An 18645-nucleotide genomic window follows, 5' to 3' on the forward strand; every position below is an offset into this window, starting at 1 on the left:
CTTTTTTGGGGAACCATGGTCGTATGAATGAGTGGAATGACATAGTGGTTTTGACGCCACCAGGCGATATCGACATCGCCACGGTGCCTGCGCTGCGTCGGCGGTTGGATGCTTTGATTGGCCGCGGCGTGCGTCGTGTCGTCATCAACTGCCAGGCTGTTAGCTTTATCGATTCGACGGGCTTGGCATTCCTGCTTACGCGCGCTCGTGAGCTCATGAGGCGAGAAGGCCTGCTTTCGCTCGTCAATGCATCAGGTGAAGTTGTTCGCTTTTTGGAGATTGCCCGTCTTGTCGATATTCTTCATGTCGCGGGGCCGGCACGGGAGTCTATTCCCGCCATTCCGGTGGGGGAGCTGCCTCGCTGGAGTAAGAGCGTCGAGGTCCGTCAGGGTATCGAGAATCTTCCATACTACCGACATCGCATCGCCGAACTCCTTGAATCGCTTCCGTTGCGCCGTGACGAGCGCTACGATGTCGCGTTGGCGTCGGGGGAGGCGCTGGGTAATGCCTATGACCATGCGGGCGGTATCGGGTGCGTCCTGACGGTTCAGGCCTATGGCGATCGCGTTGTGGTTGAGGTGCTTGATCGAGGTGCCGGCTATTCTATCGATGAAACGAGCGAACCGGTCGCATCAGAGGAGCGCGGCCGTGGTATCAAGCTTATGCGTATGCTCGTCGATAACGTGGAGGTTGCTCGTCGTACGGACGGCGCCGGCACGCGCGTGCAGATGGTGAAGCTGTTTAGCGGAGCGCTGGAGTCGTGTGCCTAGCCAATCGCTTTAGCGCGTTTAGCTACTAAGAACATGCGGCAGACAAGTTTTTTGAAAAAAGTACTTGCGTCTTTTGGACAACTCGCGTAAATTAATAACCCGCAAGCGGACATGGCTCAGTTGGTAGAGCACAACCTTGCCAAGGTTGGGGTCGCGGGTTCGAGCCCCGTTGTCCGCTCCATTGCATTTCTGGACCGTTTAAGCGGTCCTTTTTCGGCGAAGTGGCCAAGTGGTAAGGCAGAGGCCTGCAAAGCCTTTACCCCCGGTTCGAATCCGGGCTTCGCCTCCAGGCAACATCCGGGCGCTCCGGCGCCCGTTTTGTTTTACATATGCGGACATGGCTCAGTTGGTAGAGCACAACCTTGCCAAGGTTGGGGTCGCGGGTTCGAGCCCCGTTGTCCGCTCCAAACGCAGCAGCCCGACTACTACGGTAGCCGGGCTTTTTCGTACCCATCGCTTGGGCTCGAACCCGAGAGGGAGCGAGCGTTAAGCAAACGCGGAGCGTTTGTAGCGAGCTGGCGAGGACGCCGGCAGGCGGCCGAAGCCGGTGCGGATCCGCGAAGCGAATACGCAGACGCCCCGTTGTCCGCTCCAACTATCTTACGCGGTTCTAACGAACCGCGTTTTTTGTTGACGCTGTGCGAGCCCCGGGCACCCCATCTTGCCCCTCAATCGTCGGTCGCGTACATAAAGTACGCTTCCCTCCTCTTTCGCGGCAACTTGGGGCACCCGGAGCCCGCTCGCTGTCGTGGCCGGAGGAGTGGGCCTTCCGTTCTTTTCACTGATCGATCGATTCGTCCCAGGAGACTCGAACCCGAGAGGGAGCGAGCGTTTGGGGCGTGGCTGTGGCGTTGTTTGCCGCGAATGTCCGCTTTGGGCGTATCATCGTGGGCATCTCGCAAAACCTCGTTGCAAGGGAGACTCATCCCATGGCTACAGAAAAGTCCTCGTCGCGCCCATGGATGTCCGATGCCGCGATCTATCAGATCTATCCGCGCTCGTTTAAGGATTCGACTGGTTCGGGTCTGGGCGATATCGCGGGCATTACCCAGCAGATGGACTATCTTGAGCAGCTGGGCATCGAGGCTATCTGGCTGAGCCCGTTTTACCCATCGCCTCTTGTCGATGGCGGCTATGATGTGGCGGACTACTGCGATGTCGACCCACGTCTCGGCTCGCTTGACGACTTCGATGACATGATCGCTGCGGCTCATGCGCACGGCATCAAGGTCATCGTCGACATCGTGCCCAACCATTCGTCCAACCAGCACCCCTGGTTCAAAGCCGCTCTTGCCGCCGGCCCCGGATCACCCGAGCGCGCCCGTTATATCTTCCGCGATGGTCGCGGCGAGCACGGCGAGCTGCCTCCCACCAATTGGAATGCCAACTTTGGCGGCCCCGCCTGGACGCGCGTCGCGGACGGTCAGTGGTATCTGCACATGTTTACGCCCGAGCAGCCGGACTTTGACTGGTCGTGTCCCGAGGTTCATGCGTTCTTTTGCGACGTCCTGGCGTTTTGGAGCGATCGAGGCGTCGATGGCTTTCGCATTGATGTGGCGCACGGTCTCGCCAAGGATCTCGACCGCGATGACCTCGACCGGTGGCATCTCGCCGAGGGCGATGACATGGTTGAGGACGGCACCCATCCGCTGTGGGACCGCAACGAGGTCCATGAGATCTATCGCGAGTGGCGCCGCGTATTCGACCGTTATGATCCGCCGCGCAGCGCCGTTGCCGAGGCGTGGGTTCTGCCCGAGCGCCAGTATCTCTACGCACGCCCCAGCGAGCTTGGCCAGACATTCAACTTTGAGTTCGCCAAGGCCACTTGGACCTATGATGACATGCACGCTGCAATCGAGAAGGGCTTGAAGGCGGCCATCGAATCCGATTCCGCCTCGACCTGGGTACTCTCCAACCACGACGTGCCGCGCGTGGCGACACGCTATGCCCTGCCGCAAATCAAGGCGACGCGCTACCATCAGATTGCGCTCGACTGGCTCTTACGCGACGGGTCGTCTTATGACGAGGACCGTGAACTCGGCGAGCGCCGCGCGCGGGCAGCCCTTTTGCTTGAGTTGGCGCTTCCGGGCTCGGCATACGTGTATCAGGGTGAGGAGCTCGGCCTTTTTGAGGTGGCTGACATCCCGTGGGCTGCACTCGAAGATCCCACTGCGACCAATACGCACGGACCGAAGCGCGAGAAGGGGCGCGACGGCTGTCGTGTGCCCCTGCCGTGGGTGGCAGCGGACGATCCCGCGCAGGGCGGATCGTTTGGGTTTTCACCGGCGGACGCCGATGCGGCGCCCCATCTGCCACAGCCTGCATGGTTTTCCGATTACGCTGCCGATAGGGAAGAAGCGGACCCGGCATCGATGCTTGCGTTCTATCGCGACGCCCTCTGGCTGCGGCGCAAGCTGCGCGGGTGCGCCAACGATCTTGCGTGGCTCGATCTTGACGGGTGCACCGGCCTTGCGGATGGTGCCGAGGGCGCTGAGGGCGGCGTCATCGCCTATCGCCGCGACAACGGCTGGGCGTGTGTGACGAACTTCGGTGCAGCACCCGTGGAGCTGCCGGCGGGTAGGGTCCTGCTCACCTCATCACCGCTTGCAGATGGCAGGCTCGCGCAGGACAGCTCTGCCTGGATCATGCTCGCTGAGTTGTAGGGGGCCTCTTGCGGCGAGCTTGCGTTTGCCTACACCTTCCGTGGTGGCTGATGTCTTCGCGAGGTTCGCGAGGGCGTCGCAAAACTTTTCAAAAAAAGTTCTTGTATTTGGGTGGATCATCCCGTATATTAAATCTTCGCAGGCGGACATGGCTCAGTTGGTAGAGCACAACCTTGCCAAGGTTGGGGTCGCGGGTTCGAGCCCCGTTGTCCGCTCCATTTGGGCGTTTAGCTCAGGGGGAGAGCGCTTCCCTGACACGGAAGAGGTCAGAAGTTCAAATCTTCTAACGCCCACCAAATGTTCGCAGCTCAGAGGCTATGTCCTCTGGGCTGTTTTGTTTTGCCACCAAGCACGCCGCCAAATAAGCCGCCAAATATTGATCCAAGGTCTGTACGCGATGGTCTTCGCATCCCGTGGGGGCGCCGGCAGATTGCATGTGTCCTGGTCCATCGTGACCGCAACATGTTGGTCAAGCATAATCTTTTGGATTCTTTTGGCGTGAGCGGCTTGGTTTTGGTAGGATTTGTCAGCGGCTTGACTAAGGGGGTTTTATAACTGCCATGCAGGTAGCCGTGTTGGTAACGTTTTACCGACTTGTCAAATACCCCTCATTTTTAATGCGTCTGCAAAATGACCAATTGCTTTGACCTGCTGAAACACTATATGTTGTGTTTGACCTAAAAAAAGAATACAGGATATAGATGCTTCTTTGTCGTATGATAGATGGCGGACAGAGAACGAAGACCTTAACTGCCTCTTTTGAACGTGTCCTTGAACCGCTTGATTGGCTCTAGGGAATGTCCGCATGGAGGCTTATGGTTTATCGAGAACACAGATTGCGCGACGGCGCCGCAAGGCAGGGGCAGGCCCTGCCGGGCATCGTTTGGCTCTGAAGCGCAATGAGGCTACGACGCGAAAGAAGGCAAGAGGATGAAGATCATCAAGCGCAGCGGCACCGAGGTTGTCTTTGACATCGATAAGATCGTCAATGCCATCCGCGCCGCAAACTTGGAGGTCGAGGAGAGCTCTCGTCTTACCGACCGCCAGGTGGTTTATGCGGCGCAAAACGTCGCCGAGGCATGCGAGAACGCGGGCCACACCGTTTCGGTCGAGGAGATCCAGGATTTGGTCGAGGACGAGATCATGCGTCTCGACTGCTACGAGGTCGCCCGCCACTACATCATCTATCGCTATGTTCAGAGCCTGAAGCGCCAGAAGAACACGACCGACGACAAGATTCTGTCGCTGATCGAGTGCAATAACGAAGAGGTCAAGCAGGAGAACTCTAACAAGAACCCGACCGTCAATTCCGTCCAGCGCGACTATATGGCCGGCGAGATTTCAAAGGATCTGACTCAGCGTGTGCTGCTGCCCCAGGAGATCGTGGATGCCCACAATGAGGGCCTGATCCACTTCCACGATTCTGACTACTTTGCCCAGCACATGCATAACTGCGACCTGGTGAACCTGGAGGACATGCTCCAGAACGGCACCGTTATCTCGGGCACGCTGATCGAGAAGCCGCACAGCTTCTCGACTGCCTGCAACATCGCGACGCAGATTATCGCCCAGGTTGCTTCCTCCCAGTACGGCGGCCAGTCTATTTCGCTGACCCATCTCGCCCCCTTTGTTGAGGTGAGCCGTCAAAAGATTCGCGGCGAGGTTGCCCGCGAGCTCGAGGAGCTCGGTGTTTCGGCATCTCCCGAAAAGGTCCGCGAGGTTGTTGAGGACCGCCTGCGTGACGAGATCCGTCGCGGCGTCCAGACGATTCAGTATCAGGTCGTGACCCTTATGACCACGAATGGCCAGGCGCCGTTCGTGACGGTCTTTATGTATCTCAATGAGGCCCGTACGCCCCAGGAGAAGCACGACCTTGCCATGATTGTGGAGGAGACGCTTCGTCAGCGCTATGAGGGCGTTAAGAACGAAGCCGGCGTGTGGATCACCCCGGCATTCCCCAAGCTCATCTACGTGCTCGAGGACGATAACATTCGCGAGGATTCGCCGTACTTCTATCTGACCAAGCTCGCCGCCAAGTGCACCGCCAAGCGCATGGTGCCCGACTACATCTCCGAGAAGAAGATGCGCGAGCTTAAGCTGTCTAAGGGCGAGACTGCCGGCAACGGCGATTGCTACACCTGCATGGGTTGCCGCAGTTTCCTGACGCCCGACCGTTCGGGCAACGGCTTTAACAATGTCGCCAACGCGCTGAACTATGACCCGACCAAGCCTAAGTACTACGGTCGCTTTAACCAGGGTGTTGTGACCATCAACCTGCCCGATGTCGCGCTGAGCTCGCATCAGGACATGGATAAGTTCTGGAAGATCTTCGACGAGCGCCTTGAGCTGTGCCATCGTGCCCTGCTGTGCCGTCATGAGCGCCTGATGGGCACGCTTTCGGATGCCGCGCCGATTCTTTGGCAGTACGGCGCCCTGGCGCGTCTGAAGAAGGGCGAGACGATCGACAAGCTGCTCGTGGGCGGCTATTCCACCATCAGCCTGGGCTATGCCGGCCTGTATGAGTGCGTCAAGTACATGACGGGTCACAGCCACACCGAGAAGGAGGGCACGCCGTTCGCCATGGCCGTCATGCAGCGCATGAACGACAGGTGCGCGGAGTGGAAGGCCGAAAGTGATATCGATTTCTCGCTGTACGGTACGCCGTTGGAGTCGACGACCTACAAGTTCGCCAAGTGCCTGCAGCGTCGTTTTGGCATTATCCCGGGCGTGACGGACAAGGGCTACATTACTAACAGCTATCACGTCCATGTGTCCGAGGAGATCGATGCCTTCGACAAACTTAAGTTTGAAGGCATGTTCCAGCAGCTTTCGCCGGGCGGTGCTATCTCCTACGTTGAGGTTCCCAACATGCAGGACAACCTCAAGGCTGTCATTCGCGTGATGCAGTACATCTACGACAACATCATGTACGCCGAGCTCAACACCAAGAGCGATTACTGCCAGGTGTGCGGCTACGATGGCGAGATCAAGATTGTCGAGGATGACGGCAAGCTGGTGTGGGAGTGCCCCAGCTGCGGCAACCGCGACCAGGAGAAGATGAACGTCGCTCGTCGTACGTGCGGCTACATCGGTACCCAGTTCTGGAACCAGGGTCGAACCGAGGAGATCCGCGACCGCGTGCTGCATCTCTAATAACCATCCCAGGCCGCCCCGTAGCGAGGCCCCGGACCTTTACTCGCTATTTCGGACAGTCCTGGCTCACGACGGAGGCGCCACTGGCGCCTCCTGTTCGTGCGGAACTCATATCGAGCAAAGGTCCGGGGCCTCGCTACAGGGCAGCCAAGTTGATGTAGCTGAGATGCAGCGCGCAGTCTGCTCACTCCTCGAAGTTCTTAGCGGAAATAAGTCGAGTTGCAGCTGCGATTTACTTGCGATGGTGGTTGAGCCGCAACCCAGTTTTTATTGGACCTCGAACCCTATGCTCGATGTTCGCTTCGTTCATTGAGTTACCCTTTGCATGAGGCCGGGACATATCGTCCCGCCCGCAGTTTCGCAGGCCGCAGGCCGAGAATGTTTGAGGACGGGATGATATGTCCCGGCCTCCCGGGAGAGTTACCTATGAACTACGCGAACATTAAGTATTTCGACATTGCTGATGGAGAAGGCGTTCGTACTTCTCTGTTTGTAAGCGGGTGCCGTCGTGGCTGCAAGAATTGCTTTAACTCCGTCGCGTGGGACTTTGCTGCGGGCGAGCCCTTTGATCGTGCCGTCGAGGACAAGATTATCGAGAGCCTCGATCATCCCTTTATTGACGGCCTGACGATTCTGGGCGGAGAGCCCATGGAGCCCGAGAACCAGGCGGGGCTCGTTGAGTTTGTCGAGCGTGTTCGTGCCGCTTATCCTGCGGGGTCAGGAAAGACCATTTGGTGTTTTACCGGCGACGTGCTCGAGGAGCTTATGCCGGGTGGTCGTCACCATACCGAGGTCACGGACCGTATCCTTGCCTGCCTCGACATGTTGGTGGATGGCCCGTTTGTTCAGGATCTTTATGATATCTCGTTGCGCTTTAGGGGCTCGAGTAACCAGCGTGTGATCGATATGAACGCTACGCGCGACCGCGCCGTGCGTGAGGGCGTTGCGCTTTGCGACGCTGTGGAGCTTTGGCGGGACGATCCAGTCTATTCGACCCATACTATGTAGCTTGTGGTCGATGCCGGAGGGCGTGGTACCATAGCGCGAACGTGAAATCGGAAAAGTGAGGCCCAGATGGTCGATCAGGAAAAAGTCGAGGCCGCCATTAAGCTGTTGCTTGAGGGCATAGGCGAGGACCCAACTCGTGAGGGCCTGCTGGAGACCCCGGCGCGCGTTGCCCGTATGTATGGTGAGATCGCCGGCGGCATGGACCAGAGTGCCGAGGAGCACCTGTCCAAAACCTTTGCCGTCGCTTCGAACGATTTGGTTATCGAGCGCGACATTACGTTCTACTCGCTGTGCGAACATCATCTGCTGCCGTTTTATGGCAAGGCCGCCATTGGTTATATCCCTAACGGTCGGGTGGCTGGGCTTTCCAAGCTCGCCCGCACGGTTGAGGTTTATGCCCGCCGTCTTCAGCTGCAGGAGCAACTGTGCACACAGGTTGCCGATGCCCTCATGGATTATCTCGCTCCCCAGGGAGCGATTGTGTTGATGGAGGCCGAGCATATGTGCATGACGATGCGTGGCGTGCAAAAGCCCGGCACCAAGACCGTGACGCTTGCTCGCCGCGGCGTCTTTGAGACCGATCCCGCGCTCGAGGAGCGTTTCTTTAGGATGCTGGGCCGCTAACCATGAGAGTCGTCAACGACTTTACATCGAAGACCGATGAGGGGACGTCGCGTCGCGGCTTTATGGCTTCGGGCCTGGCCCCCTTTGGTGCCATGCCTCGCATTGATTACATTTGTGCCAACGGGCTGTTCCGGCGGCACCTGGGCAACATCGTACAGTTGGAATCGGGGCGCATCTTCTGCCGCCACGGTATTGACCATCTGCTCGATGTCGCTCGCATTATGTGGATCAAGAATCTCGAGGAGCAGCTCGAATTTGACCGCGAGGTCATCTACGCCACGGCACTTCTTCACGATATCGGCAAAGATGAACAGTATGAATCGGGTATATCCCATGATGTTGCAAGCGAACGCGTCGCTGATGCGATTCTCGGCGGCATGCCCGATGATGTGGCGTTTGAGCCGGCCGATGCCGCAGCCATTAAGACGGCCATTCTGGGCCATCGAAAGCTGCGCGTGAACAGCCAACCGCTTGAGCGTCTGCTCTATGCGGCCGACAAAGCGTCGCGCGCCTGCTTTGCATGCCCCGCGCGCAATGCTTGCAACTGGAGCGATGATAAAAAGAACCTGTCGATTCGCGTGTAGTTAGTTTGCGCGGTTGGGGTTCAAAACGAAGGAGACGATCGCGTTGAGTAACAAAAAACTGCCCGAGAATGCAACCAAGACTGAAGGTGCTGAGCTCGCCCGCCGTGGAAGGGGCGAAATATCCACCGCAACGGCGGTGCCTCACGTGAGCTATGATGATCTGCGCCATGCCGATCGTATTGTCATTGACGGCCTTGAGGTTTTTGCCAACCATGGCGTGTATCCCGAGGAGAACGCGCTGGGTCAGAAGTTCATCGTGTCCCTGGTGCTCTATGCCGACCTGCGTGCAGCGGGGGAGCACGATAGCCTGGATGCCTCGATTGACTACGGCTCGGTGTGCCATGATGTCGATGGCTATCTGCGCGAGCATACGTTTAAGCTCATCGAGGCGGCAGCCGAGGGGACAGCCCAGATGCTGCTGCGTCGTTACCCTCTGCTGCTTGGCGTGCGCGTTAAGCTCGATAAGCCTTGGGCGCCCGTCGGTCTTCCCCTGGCAAGCTGCGGTGTCGAGATCGAGCGCGTGCGCTAACTGGCCCTACAACTCGTTGACAGGTGGTTTTTTGAGTCGCTGAGACAGTGCTCTATTGTTGGGGCAGTATGTGTCGAGCAGGACGTGGAACCGCTGGTTGTGGCTTGGCTCGAGCAAGTGGACGAGCTCGTGGGCGACAACCATGTCGAGGCATTCGATGGGATAGGCGGCAAGTTCGCGTGCGATGCGAATGGCTCCGGTCTTGGGCGTGCATGATCCCCAGCGCGTTTTCATGCCGCGCACGGAAACGCGGGATACGGCGACGCCCATTGCGATTTCGTATGCGTGCACCATATCACGTAGCGCCGATGTGACTTCGGACGTATAGAGCTGATCGATGTGGGTCTGGAGTTCTTTGGGCGTTAGGCCGTCGAGGGCTGTGCGCTGCTTTGCCTGCGTGCACCCACTTGGCTCGTCGGCACCCATAAAACTTGCGAAGGTGGCCTGCTTGGGCCGCGGTGCGGGTGATGCAAAGTTGTGGTCGAGTGCATCCTGAATGGTGATGGGTTTGCCCCAAAGCCCAATGATGGACGAGGGACTGAGCGGCTCTCGCGCCGTCGCCTGACGTTGCTCGCGCTGGGCAAGTCGGCTGATAATCCAGGCGCTGTTGCGCTTCACAAACGCTTCGATACGCTCGCGGCTGGCACCGAGCGGTGCACTGGCGTGGACCTCACCGCTCGAAGTGACGCGTAGGTTGAAGTTCTTGACGCACTTTTTGGTAACGACGACGGGGATGGGCGTCCCATCCGGTCGGGATGCGGAAATCGTAAACTGCTGCGTCAAAAGCGGTCCTTTGGATTGGGGACGGGCCGGCATGTCGACCGTTCGGCATGCCGGCCCGCTCAAGGGATGTGAAATTAATAACGCTCAAAGAAGGCAAGCGCGTTGTCGCTGCAGAGCTTTTGCATCACGGTCTTGCCAAAGTGCTTGGAGAGCATGTTCTGGAATTCGGGCATCTTGCTGGCATCGGAGAGGAAGGCGGGTACCGTGGCGCCGTCCCAGTCGCCACCGAGTGCGATGACGTCCTCGCCACCCAGGTCGAGCCAGTGCTCGATATGGGCTGCCAGCTGGTCGAAGGTGACATCTGCGGCGGTCTCGTCGGTTGCTTCGTTAGATAGGAACTCGCTGCAGTAGTTGAGGCCGACGATGCCGCCCATGTCGCGAATGGTACGGAACTGGTCGTCGGTAAGGTTGCGTTTGACGCCGCAAACCGCACGGGAGTTGGAGTGGCTGGCGACGAAGGGGCGCGTGGCGCGGGCGGCAACTTCGTCAAAGCACTCGTCGTTAAGATGGGAGACGTCAAGCACCATGCCGGCGTGCTCCATCTGCGTAAGCGCCTCGATGCCGGCGGCGGTGAGGCCGGCGTGGGTATCGTGTCCGCTCGCGAGCGGTCCCTGCGCATTCCAGCTGAGTGATGACATGAGCACGCCCAAGCTCTTGAGCACCTCGATCAGCGCGGGGTCCTCGGCAAAGAACGTGGCGTTTTCGATGGTGTGGATGCAGGCGACCTTGCCCTCCTTGAGCGCGGGGCGAATGTCTGCGGCGCTGCGCACGTTGACCATGCGGTCGTGATTGAGCATTGCCTGGCCGCTCATATGCGCCATGATTTGCGCCTGGAAGCACGCGGCGTGGGCGGCGGGAATCTCGTCGGGGACAAACGTGGCGAAACATTGTGCCCACGGCGTGTTGCCGATCTTTGCGAGCGAGATGGCGCAGGCGTTACCCTCGATGAGGTCGAAATCTTGCGGATGCGTTTCGTCGCCGGGGAAATAACCGTCGGTGCCGGCGGTAAAGCGCAGGTCGAGATCGAGCGTGGCCCAGCCGATGCGGTCGGCGGTGTCGCAGTGCAGGTCAAATACGGGATATGCCATAGTTCCTCCGGTTGCAGCGTTTCTTTGCAAACTGTCCTTGAATTGTATGACTAGGGTATAGTTAGCGCCATATGTTCATGGCGGCCCGCGTTGTGTGCCGCCCTTATCACGGAGGTTGCCATGTCCAACCAGGGCAAGAAGGTTAAGACTCATTATCGCGGCACGCTCGACGACGGCACGCAGTTCGATAGCTCCTACGATCGCGGCGAGCCGCTGGAGTTCACTTGCGGCGCCGGTCAGATGATCAAGGGCTTCGACGCCGCCGTGGTCGACATGCAGGTGGGCGAGAAGAAGACTGTGCACATCCCGGCTGCCGATGCCTACGGCGAGCACAACCCCGAGATGGTCCTGACCTTCCCGGCCGAGCAGGTTCCCAATATCGAGCAGATCGAGAAGGGCATGAAGCTCTTCCTGTCCACGCCGAGCGGCATGCCCGTCCCCGCCGTGGTCATCGACGTGACGCCCGAGGCAGTGACGCTCGACGCCAATCACGAGCTCGCCGGTAAGGATCTCAACTTTGATATCGAGCTCGTCGAGGTTGAGGACTAGTTGATGTCCGTGGACCTGGAATCTACGGAGCGCTTGGGAAATCTCAACGACCCGTCCTATGAGCTCCTGCTTCGTCGGGAGCTGGGCGGCATCTTTGAGATTGACGAGCTGCTGCTCGATTGGGACCAGGCTGATGCGCGCGCGTTTGTGGGCGTGACGGAGCTGGGACGCACGCTGAATGTCCGGCTGGATGCCGCAGATGTTGAGCGTCTTGCCGACGGCGACGTGCTCGCTGTCGACCGCACGGGCGCGGTGTCCGTGGCGGTTGTCGTGCGCCTGCGCAGCGCCGAGGTCTATTTGGTCGAAGTCGACCACATGGATCCGATTGCGCTTGCGCATGCGTGCTGGGAGATCGGCAACATGCATGCGCCACTCTTCCGGGGCGACTCGGATGACCATATCGTGCGCATGTATACGCCGGTACAACCGGTTTTGGGCCGCATGCTGCTGGGTATCGAGGGCGTTCGGCTCTCGGTAGTCACGCGCGAGCTCGATGCCAGTCGGCGCTTTGCGTCGAGTGCGGCGGATGCCGTTGTGAGTATGGCTCCAGACTTTACGATCGTAAAGAAGGCGCGCGGTTAACGTGCGTATAAGTAAGGCGGACTTTGAGAGGCAACTATTCAAAGTCCGTCTTTCTGTTGATGAGATGCTGTGGGGGAAAGCATATGGGTCTTGAGGGAATCAAGCTGATTGCATGCGATTTGGACGGCACGTTGCTGCATCCGGGGGAGCGCGAGCCGCGTTCCGAGGCCTTTGAGCTTATCGATGAGCTGCATCGTCGCGGTATCGTGTTTATGCCGGCGAGTGGCCGTCAATATGCGAGCCTGCGCTACCTGTTTGCCCCGGTGGCCGATGAACTCGCCTATGTATGCGAAAACGGAGCCCTGGTCATGAGCGAGGGGCGTGCCGTGGTCAAGCGTTCTATGGAGCGTGGCCTGGCCATGGATATCGCGAATGCCGTGGTTGCGTACCCCCATGCCGACGTGACCCTTTCGTGCGAGGGACACCTCTACACCATGAGCAGCAACGATGCGTTTGTTGACCACCTGCGTTATGAGGTTCATTGTGATATGGCGGTAGTCGACCGTCCCGAAGACATTGACGAGGATGTCATTAAGATTGCCTTCCAGACGCCCGAGGCGGAGCAGCCGGCGGCGCTGGAGTATTTTGTGCGTCGCTTTAGCGACCGGGTCGATGTGATGACGTCGGGAACCGAATGGACCGACTTTATCGGCTTTGATTCGGGCAAGGGGTCCGCGCTTGCCGATTATGGTTGTGCGCTGGGGATCTCACCTAACGAAATGATGGCGTTTGGCGATAACGAAAACGATCGCGACATGCTCAACGTGGTGGGCCATCCCTATCTGATGGAGAGCTGCAATCCCAGCATGCGCGGTGTCAATGACCGTGTCCGCTACGTGCGCACGGTCGAAGAAGAGCTGCGTTGTCTACTTGCTGAGTAGACATTTGGGACATGCCTAGAAATCTACTTTTTGCCGCCATCGGTGGAAAGGGAGATTTTAAGGCATGTCCCAAACATCTACCGACAGTCGGGGCAGAGACCCTCGAAGATGGTGTAGTGCGATGTGACGTGCCAGCCGATTTGCTCGGATGCCTTGGCGTCGAGCTGGGCATCGAAGGGGAGCGGTACGTCGATGACGCGACTGCACGAGGTGCAGATGATATGCGCATGCGGCTCGATCGTGCGATCGAAGCGGCTGCCGCCCGGCGTCTTGATGGAGAGGATCTCGCCGGCGTCGGCCAAGAGATTGAGATTGCGGTAGACCGTACCGCGGCTGATTTTGTCATCCTGCGCGCGCACGACGTTGTAGATTTCGTCGGCGGTGGGATGGTTATAGCTTTGGCGCACAGCGTCAAGAACCAGCTTTCGCTGCCTGGTATTCCTTCTTTGCACCGCCATGCGCCTTGCCTCTTTTCTATCAACGGTCGTAGGTAAATGATACCGTATTTAGCACACAATACTAATAACGAGGAATGAAACTGTCTTCATTGGCAAGTGGGGCTCGGCTCTGGGCGTCTACGAGGCGAAAACGCGTTCCCATGCGCTCGTAGGAGGCATGAAGCGCTTCGAGATGAGATAGGATATTTGCCGGAGCCCCCTGTATCTCCATCTCGACTGAGCCGTCTTCCATGTTACGCACCCAGCCGGTGAGTGCGCGTGCCTGCGCGAGGTTGGTATTGGTAAAGCGAAAACCAACGCCCTGGACTTGCCCCGCCCAGCGCAGGAAGTAGCGCAGGGGAGTGTCTTGAGTGGCCTCGTCGCTTGCGAGCACAGTAAGCCTGCGGCGCAGCTCGAGCTCGACGTTTGATGGTTTTTGAGGCTCTCGACTGCTGCCGGTGACGCTGGAGAAGAATGTATCGAAGAGGCCCATCGCTAGGCCTGCTTGCCTGCGTCGGCCGGGAAGGAAATGCCGGCCTGCTGGCGTACGGCATCCATGATGCGCAGTGAGACGAGCGTGACATCGCGGTAGTGTCCGAGCTCGTGGCGTCCCGCCGGGGTCTCCCAAATCTCTTCCTTTACGTCATCGATACCGCCGATGGCGCTGATAAAGTCTGTGAGTTCGTATTCCATAGTGTTGCTCGATTTGGGAAGGTCGAGCACGCGGCCGTTGTCGCCCTGTTCGCGCGGTGCCTCGGTCGCCGAGCCACGTACGACGTTGCCGCGATAGTCGATGCGGACGTTGCGGGGCGTGGACAGATGGTCGATCTGGATAGTGCCACGCTCGCCTTCGATCTGAGAGGGCAGCAGATCATTCGTAATTTTGGAGTGCGCAAGCTCGACGGAGATACGGCCACCGCCGTAGCTGGCGAGGATGGAACCGCAGCCGTCGATGGGGCCGTGCGTGAGCTGTCGCGTGGTGGGGTCGAGCAGAGTAGTCATGCTCGTAAGGCCAGAGGGCATACCGAAGATCTCGACCATGGGCTCGACGGTGTAGACGCCAATGTCCATGAGGGAACCCGATGCCATATTGCAGTCGAAGATATTGGTGGCGCGTCCCGCGAGAATCTCGTTGTAGCGCGAGGAATATTTGCCAAAGCGCAATGAGGCGCGGCGGATGGGGGCGATCTCGCCCAGGGCGTCCTCGATGGCGTGGAAGGCGGGGTCGTGGAGGGGACGCATGGCCTCGAGGGCCACGACACCTGCTGCCTCGGCAGCGCGGAAGACTTCCAGCGCCTGCGCTTCGGTGGCGCAGAAGGGCTTCTCGACGATGACGTGCTTGCCACCGGCGATGCAGACAAGGGCCTGCTCGTAGTGAAGTGCGTTAGGGCTGCCGATATAGACGGCGTCGACATCGGCAGCTGCCGCGAGCTCATCGAGTGAAGTAAAGTTTCGCTCGCCACCGCGCTCGGCGGTAAAGGCGGCACCGCGATTGGCATCGCGTGAAAGCGTGCCCACAAACGCGGCTTGGTCGTTGGCGTTGACGACTTGGATAAAGTCGTCGGTAATCATAGATGTGCCGATGGTCGCTATACGCAGCATGTATCCCCCTCGTGCCGTTCGGTTTACAGGATGAGTGTAGCGCGAGGGGGCAGGAAATAGCGTGCGAAAACGCCGTTACAGGTCGCTCTCGTTAAAGCCGGTATCGATATCGAGGTTGCTGCCGTCGGCCGCCGTGGTGGCGAGCTCATCGCAGCGCTCGTTGAGCTCATGGCCGGCGTGACCCTTAACCCAGATGAACTCAACCTTGTGCTTGCTTTTGGCGGCGAGTAGGCGCTCCCACAGGTCGCGGTTCTTGACGGGCTGCTTGTTGGCGGTTTTCCATCCGCGCTTTTTCCAGCCGTCAATCCAGTGCTTGTTGAAGGCGTTGACGACGTACTGCGAATCGGAATGGGCCTCGACCTCGCAGGGGCGGTTAAGTGCCTCGAGCGCCACGATAACGGCCATGAGTTCCATGCGGTTGTTGGTGGTCTTGGCGTAGCCGCGCGAAAGCTCGGAGGTAAAGGTCTTGCCGGCGGGGTTGGTGTATTTGAGCACGGCGCCGTAGCCGCCGCGTCCCGGATTTGATCGGGCCGAGCCGTCGGTATAGATGATGACCTTCACGGGCTTCCTTTCGTTGGGTACGTTTCGTGTGAGTGACCATTGTAGCGCCATGCCCGCCGGGGGCCAGCAATCTACGATTTCTACCCCGTCTTCGGACTGTTAGTTGGCATGGATGATGCGGTTGAGCTCGTCGAGGTATTGCTGCAAGAGGAGAGAGGGCTTGCGCTCGTCGTGCATGATGTAGCCAACGTGCATCGTTGGGGCGTCTGCTAGCGGGATCGATGCCATGCCCCATTGCATTTCATTGGAGAGGACACCGGTCGACAGGGTGTAACCGTTCGACGTGATAAGTAAGTTGGTAAGTGTTCCGCGGTCCGAGATTCGTATGTTGCGGTCGCAAGGGATATAGCTAAAAGGTTCCTCGGCGTAATAGAAGGAATTTGAGGTTCCCTGCTCAAAGCTGTAGCGCGTATAGGGCGTGAGGTCGGCAAGGGACAGCTGCGGGCGGCGTGCGAGCGGGTGGCGCTCGCTAACGAAGACGTGGACCGTCGCGTCGAAGAGGGGATGGAAGCTTGCGCGGGCATCGGCGAAGGCCTTCTGCAGAACGCGGGCGTTAAAGTCATCCAGATACAGAATGCCGATATCGCTGCGAAACGCACGGACGTCATCGATGATCTGCGATGTGGTGGTCTCGCGCATGATGAACTCGAACTTGCTGTCGCGGCAGCGCTCGACTACGTTGACAAAGGCCTCGACCGAAAAGGCGTAGTGCTGGGCGGAAATGGCGAGGCGGGCTTGCGGGGTGCCACCGTCCTCATAGCGTGCCTCGAGCATGTCGGCCTGCTCTACGACCTGGCGCGCATAGCCCAAAAGCTCGGTGCCGTCGTTGGTGAGCGTGACGCCGCGGCTGGAGCGCGTAAAGATCTCCAGATGGAGTTCTTGTTCTAGGCTTTTGACGGCGTTTGAGATGTTGGACTGAGCGGTATAGAGGCGCTGAGCTGCGGCGTTGATTGAGCCGGACTCTGCCACGGCGATAAGAAAACGAAGCTGCTGGAGGGTCATCGGTGCCCGTCCTTTCGATAGCTATCTAAAAAACCGATAACAGGTTAGCGCTTTTAAGTGATTGACCGAGCGAAACAATGCTCGTACTATTCAAAACACACAAAGGCGGTAGGTAATTAAGTCGACCACGGAACCGGGATGTCAAAAGGAGGACCGCATATGAACTGCTTACCAAGACGAATGCCGGGCTCCTGTTTGCGCCCGTCGGCGTGATCAGGAGACAGCGACTTACTTCTCTCTTATTTATTTACTTTCGTTCGATCAAGGAGATCATCATGAGCCAGTTCATCAACAACCCCGAGCACACCTTTGGTTTCGATACCCTGCAGCTTCATGTTGGCCAGGAGAGCGCCGACCCCGCATCCGACTCCCGCGCCGTGCCTATCTACCAGACCACGAGCTATGTGTTCCGCAACTCCCAGCACGCCGCCGATCGCTTTGGTCTTGCCGACACCGGTAACATCTACGGCCGTCTGACCAACTCCACCCAGGGCGTCTTTGAGGACCGTATCGCCGCGCTCGAGGGTGGCGTGGCCGGTCTTGCCGTCGCCTCCGGTGCCGCCGCCATCACCTATACCCTGCAGGCTCTTGCCCAGGCTGGTGACCACGTGGTGGCTCAGAAGACCATCTACGGCGGTTCCTACAACCTGCTCGAGCATACGCTCTCCCAGTTTGGCGTCGAGACCACGTTTGTCGATGCTCATAACCTGGAAGAGGTTGAGGGTGCCATCAAGGACAACACCACGGTCATCTACCTCGAGACGCTCGGCAACCCCAACTCCGACATCCCCAACATCGACGCCATCTCCGAGATCGCCAAGAAGCACGGTCTGCCGGTTGTCGTCGACAACACCTTCGGCACCCCGTATCTGTTCCGTCCGCTGGAGCATGGTGCCAACATCGTCGTCCACTCCGCAACCAAGTTCATCGGCGGCCACGGCACCTCGCTGGGCGGTGTGATTGTCGACGGCGGTAACTTCGATTGGAAGGCGAGTGGCAAGTACGCCCAGATCGCCGAGCCCAACCCCTCCTACCATGGTGTCTCGTTTGCCGAGGCTGCCGGCCCCGCCGCCTTCGCGACCTATGTCCGCGCTATCCTGCTGCGTGATGAGGGCGCCTGCATCAGCCCGTTCAACGCCTGGGTCCTGCTCCAGGGCACCGAGACTCTGTCGCTGCGCGTTGACCGTCATGTCGAGAACACCAAGAAGGTCGTTGAGTTCCTGACCGGTGACAGCCACGTCGCCAAGGTGAACCACCCGAGCCTGCCTGAGCACCCCGATCACGAGCTCTATCAGAAGTACTTCCCCAACGGCGGTGCCTCGATCTTTACCTTTGAGATTAAGGGTGGCCAGGAGGCAGCTTGGAAGTTCATCGATCATCTGCAGGTGTTCTCGCTGCTCGCCAACGTGGCCGACGTCAAGTCGCTCGTCGTGCACCCGGCTACTACCACGCACTCCCAGCTCTCTGCCGAGGAGCTCGCCGAGCAGAACATCACGCCCTCCACGATCCGTCTTTCCATCGGTACCGAGAACGCCGAGGATATCATTTGGGATCTGAAGCAGGCCTTCGCCGCGCTGGACGAGTAAGGCGACTTGTGCAAGGACCCCTTGCGACTCGATAGGTATAACTGCATAAATGCCTGCTCAAGGCGCCTGCGCAAGCAATGGTTGCGCAGGCGTCTTTTTTGCATAGGAAGGGCGCTATTACAGGGTTTTTGGCATGCTTTATGCATTTGAGTTGTGGAAAACTCCTGTTGAGAGGATGTGAGTTTTACGCAATTGACGTGCGCCTTTTGAGTAAAACCGCAGGTCGCGATTTGCTCGAGGTAC

The 18645-nt window shown here is 58.8% G+C and carries 18 protein-coding genes and 5 tRNA genes; 16 read left to right on the forward strand and 7 right to left on the reverse strand.

Annotated features, from left to right (window positions below):
• Positions 1 to 23: 23 nt before the first annotated feature.
• The 12 genes from DW821_RS05730 to folB all read left to right on the forward strand — a co-directional run bounded on the left by DW821_RS05730 (position 24) and on the right by folB (position 9331).
• Positions 24 to 770, forward strand: a complete 747-nt coding sequence (locus tag DW821_RS05730; protein ID WP_118066018.1) for an anti-sigma factor antagonist — start codon at positions 24 to 26, stop codon at positions 768 to 770.
• Positions 771 to 875: 105 nt separating this feature from the next.
• A tRNA-Gly gene (locus DW821_RS05735) sits at positions 876 to 951 on the forward strand.
• A gap of 34 nt (positions 952 to 985) precedes the next feature.
• Positions 986 to 1059, forward strand: a tRNA-Cys gene (locus DW821_RS05740).
• Between the two features lie 42 nt (positions 1060 to 1101).
• A tRNA-Gly gene (locus DW821_RS05745) sits at positions 1102 to 1177 on the forward strand.
• Positions 1178 to 1699: 522 nt separating this feature from the next.
• Positions 1700 to 3433, forward strand: a complete 1734-nt coding sequence (locus DW821_RS05750) for a glycoside hydrolase family 13 protein (protein ID WP_233546535.1) — start codon at positions 1700 to 1702, stop codon at positions 3431 to 3433.
• Positions 3434 to 3575: 142 nt separating this feature from the next.
• Positions 3576 to 3651, forward strand: a tRNA-Gly gene (locus tag DW821_RS05755).
• 3 nt (positions 3652 to 3654) lie between these two features.
• Positions 3655 to 3729, forward strand: a tRNA-Val gene (locus tag DW821_RS05760).
• A gap of 634 nt (positions 3730 to 4363) precedes the next feature.
• On the forward strand, positions 4364 to 6586 hold the full coding sequence (gene nrdD / locus DW821_RS05765; RefSeq protein WP_117640824.1) for an anaerobic ribonucleoside-triphosphate reductase: 2223 nt from the start codon (positions 4364 to 4366) through the stop codon (positions 6584 to 6586).
• 426 nt (positions 6587 to 7012) lie between these two features.
• Positions 7013 to 7594 (forward strand): anaerobic ribonucleoside-triphosphate reductase activating protein, encoded by a 582-nt coding sequence (nrdG, locus tag DW821_RS05770; protein WP_055251392.1) that lies wholly within the window; start codon positions 7013 to 7015, stop codon positions 7592 to 7594.
• 66 nt (positions 7595 to 7660) lie between these two features.
• The gene (gene folE / locus DW821_RS05775) at positions 7661 to 8218 is read left to right on the forward strand and encodes a GTP cyclohydrolase I FolE (protein ID WP_055251394.1); all 558 of its coding nucleotides are present in this window, start codon (positions 7661 to 7663) and stop codon (positions 8216 to 8218) included.
• Between the two features lie 2 nt (positions 8219 to 8220).
• Positions 8221 to 8802, forward strand: coding sequence for an HD domain-containing protein (locus DW821_RS05780; protein ID WP_172622418.1), 582 nt, complete (start codon positions 8221 to 8223; stop codon positions 8800 to 8802).
• Between the two features lie 43 nt (positions 8803 to 8845).
• Positions 8846 to 9331, forward strand: a complete 486-nt coding sequence (gene folB, locus DW821_RS05785; protein WP_199584295.1) for a dihydroneopterin aldolase — start codon at positions 8846 to 8848, stop codon at positions 9329 to 9331.
• Between the two features lie 6 nt (positions 9332 to 9337).
• Here folB and DW821_RS05790 read toward each other — a convergent pair whose 3' ends face one another.
• Both DW821_RS05790 and DW821_RS05795 read right to left on the reverse strand, forming a co-directional pair.
• Complete coding sequence (locus tag DW821_RS05790; protein ID WP_158567548.1) at positions 9338 to 10114, reverse strand: M48 family metallopeptidase; 777 nt, start codon at positions 10112 to 10114, stop codon at positions 9338 to 9340.
• Between the two features lie 74 nt (positions 10115 to 10188).
• Complete coding sequence (locus DW821_RS05795) at positions 10189 to 11202, reverse strand: dipeptidase (RefSeq protein ID WP_118066022.1); 1014 nt, start codon at positions 11200 to 11202, stop codon at positions 10189 to 10191.
• A 120-nt stretch (positions 11203 to 11322) separates the two neighbouring features.
• Here DW821_RS05795 and DW821_RS05800 point away from each other — a divergent pair, with 120 nt between their 5' ends.
• From DW821_RS05800 to DW821_RS05810, 3 genes are all read left to right on the forward strand, one after another.
• Complete coding sequence (locus tag DW821_RS05800) at positions 11323 to 11751, forward strand: peptidylprolyl isomerase (RefSeq protein ID WP_117817160.1); 429 nt, start codon at positions 11323 to 11325, stop codon at positions 11749 to 11751.
• Between the two features lie 3 nt (positions 11752 to 11754).
• Positions 11755 to 12333, forward strand: coding sequence for an urease accessory protein UreE (locus DW821_RS05805; RefSeq protein ID WP_118066023.1), 579 nt, complete (start codon positions 11755 to 11757; stop codon positions 12331 to 12333).
• An 83-nt stretch (positions 12334 to 12416) separates the two neighbouring features.
• Positions 12417 to 13214, forward strand: a complete 798-nt coding sequence (locus DW821_RS05810) for an HAD-IIB family hydrolase (RefSeq protein WP_158567549.1) — start codon at positions 12417 to 12419, stop codon at positions 13212 to 13214.
• Positions 13215 to 13291: 77 nt separating this feature from the next.
• Here the strand turns inward: DW821_RS05810 and DW821_RS05815 are convergent, their stop codons facing one another.
• The 5 genes from DW821_RS05815 to DW821_RS05835 all read right to left on the reverse strand — a co-directional run bounded on the left by DW821_RS05815 (position 13292) and on the right by DW821_RS05835 (position 16816).
• Positions 13292 to 13672: a Fur family transcriptional regulator gene (locus DW821_RS05815; protein WP_172677978.1), complete on the reverse strand. Its 381-nt coding sequence runs from the start codon at positions 13670 to 13672 to the stop codon at positions 13292 to 13294.
• A 61-nt stretch (positions 13673 to 13733) separates the two neighbouring features.
• A complete protein-coding gene (locus tag DW821_RS05820; RefSeq protein ID WP_118066027.1) occupies positions 13734 to 14144 on the reverse strand; it encodes an acylphosphatase in 411 nt (136 codons plus the stop codon).
• A 2-nt stretch (positions 14145 to 14146) separates the two neighbouring features.
• Positions 14147 to 15253, reverse strand: a complete 1107-nt coding sequence (locus tag DW821_RS05825) for a Gfo/Idh/MocA family protein (RefSeq protein ID WP_118066029.1) — start codon at positions 15251 to 15253, stop codon at positions 14147 to 14149.
• 75 nt (positions 15254 to 15328) lie between these two features.
• Positions 15329 to 15865, reverse strand: coding sequence for a ribonuclease HI (gene rnhA / locus DW821_RS05830; protein WP_118066031.1), 537 nt, complete (start codon positions 15863 to 15865; stop codon positions 15329 to 15331).
• A gap of 48 nt (positions 15866 to 15913) precedes the next feature.
• Complete coding sequence (locus DW821_RS05835; protein WP_055251412.1) at positions 15914 to 16816, reverse strand: LysR family transcriptional regulator; 903 nt, start codon at positions 16814 to 16816, stop codon at positions 15914 to 15916.
• Between the two features lie 275 nt (positions 16817 to 17091).
• On the opposite strand from DW821_RS05835, the gene DW821_RS05840 reads away from it, so the two are divergent.
• Positions 17092 to 18402, forward strand: a complete 1311-nt coding sequence (locus DW821_RS05840) for an O-acetylhomoserine aminocarboxypropyltransferase/cysteine synthase family protein (RefSeq protein ID WP_118066033.1) — start codon at positions 17092 to 17094, stop codon at positions 18400 to 18402.
• Positions 18403 to 18645 lie beyond the last annotated feature (243 nt).

This window comes from Collinsella sp. AM33-4BH, assembly GCF_003469205.1.
Lineage (GTDB): Bacteria > Actinomycetota > Coriobacteriia > Coriobacteriales > Coriobacteriaceae > Collinsella.

Excerpts from the sequence above, each read along its gene's own strand:
- DW821_RS05840 (WP_118066033.1), top strand. The coding sequence starts at position 17,092 with ATGAGCCAGTTCATCAACAACCCCGAGCACACCTTTGGTTTCGATACC.
- DW821_RS05815 (WP_172677978.1), bottom strand. The coding sequence starts at position 13,672 with ATGGCGGTGCAAAGAAGGAATACCAGGCAGCGAAAGCTGGTTCTTGAC.
- DW821_RS05780 (WP_172622418.1), top strand. The coding sequence starts at position 8,221 with ATGAGAGTCGTCAACGACTTTACATCGAAGACCGATGAGGGGACGTCG.
- DW821_RS05835 (WP_055251412.1), bottom strand. The coding sequence starts at position 16,816 with ATGACCCTCCAGCAGCTTCGTTTTCTTATCGCCGTGGCAGAGTCCGGC.
- DW821_RS05730 (WP_118066018.1), top strand. The coding sequence starts at position 24 with ATGAATGAGTGGAATGACATAGTGGTTTTGACGCCACCAGGCGATATC.
- DW821_RS05750 (WP_233546535.1), top strand. The coding sequence starts at position 1,700 with ATGGCTACAGAAAAGTCCTCGTCGCGCCCATGGATGTCCGATGCCGCG.
- DW821_RS05825 (WP_118066029.1), bottom strand. The coding sequence starts at position 15,253 with ATGCTGCGTATAGCGACCATCGGCACATCTATGATTACCGACGACTTT.
- nrdG (WP_055251392.1), top strand. The coding sequence starts at position 7,013 with ATGAACTACGCGAACATTAAGTATTTCGACATTGCTGATGGAGAAGGC.
- DW821_RS05805 (WP_118066023.1), top strand. The coding sequence starts at position 11,755 with ATGTCCGTGGACCTGGAATCTACGGAGCGCTTGGGAAATCTCAACGAC.
- nrdD (WP_117640824.1), top strand. The coding sequence starts at position 4,364 with ATGAAGATCATCAAGCGCAGCGGCACCGAGGTTGTCTTTGACATCGAT.
- DW821_RS05800 (WP_117817160.1), top strand. The coding sequence starts at position 11,323 with ATGTCCAACCAGGGCAAGAAGGTTAAGACTCATTATCGCGGCACGCTC.
- DW821_RS05810 (WP_158567549.1), top strand. The coding sequence starts at position 12,417 with ATGGGTCTTGAGGGAATCAAGCTGATTGCATGCGATTTGGACGGCACG.
- rnhA (WP_118066031.1), bottom strand. The coding sequence starts at position 15,865 with ATGGCGCTACAATGGTCACTCACACGAAACGTACCCAACGAAAGGAAG.
- DW821_RS05820 (WP_118066027.1), bottom strand. The coding sequence starts at position 14,144 with ATGGGCCTCTTCGATACATTCTTCTCCAGCGTCACCGGCAGCAGTCGA.
- DW821_RS05795 (WP_118066022.1), bottom strand. The coding sequence starts at position 11,202 with ATGGCATATCCCGTATTTGACCTGCACTGCGACACCGCCGACCGCATC.
- folE (WP_055251394.1), top strand. The coding sequence starts at position 7,661 with ATGGTCGATCAGGAAAAAGTCGAGGCCGCCATTAAGCTGTTGCTTGAG.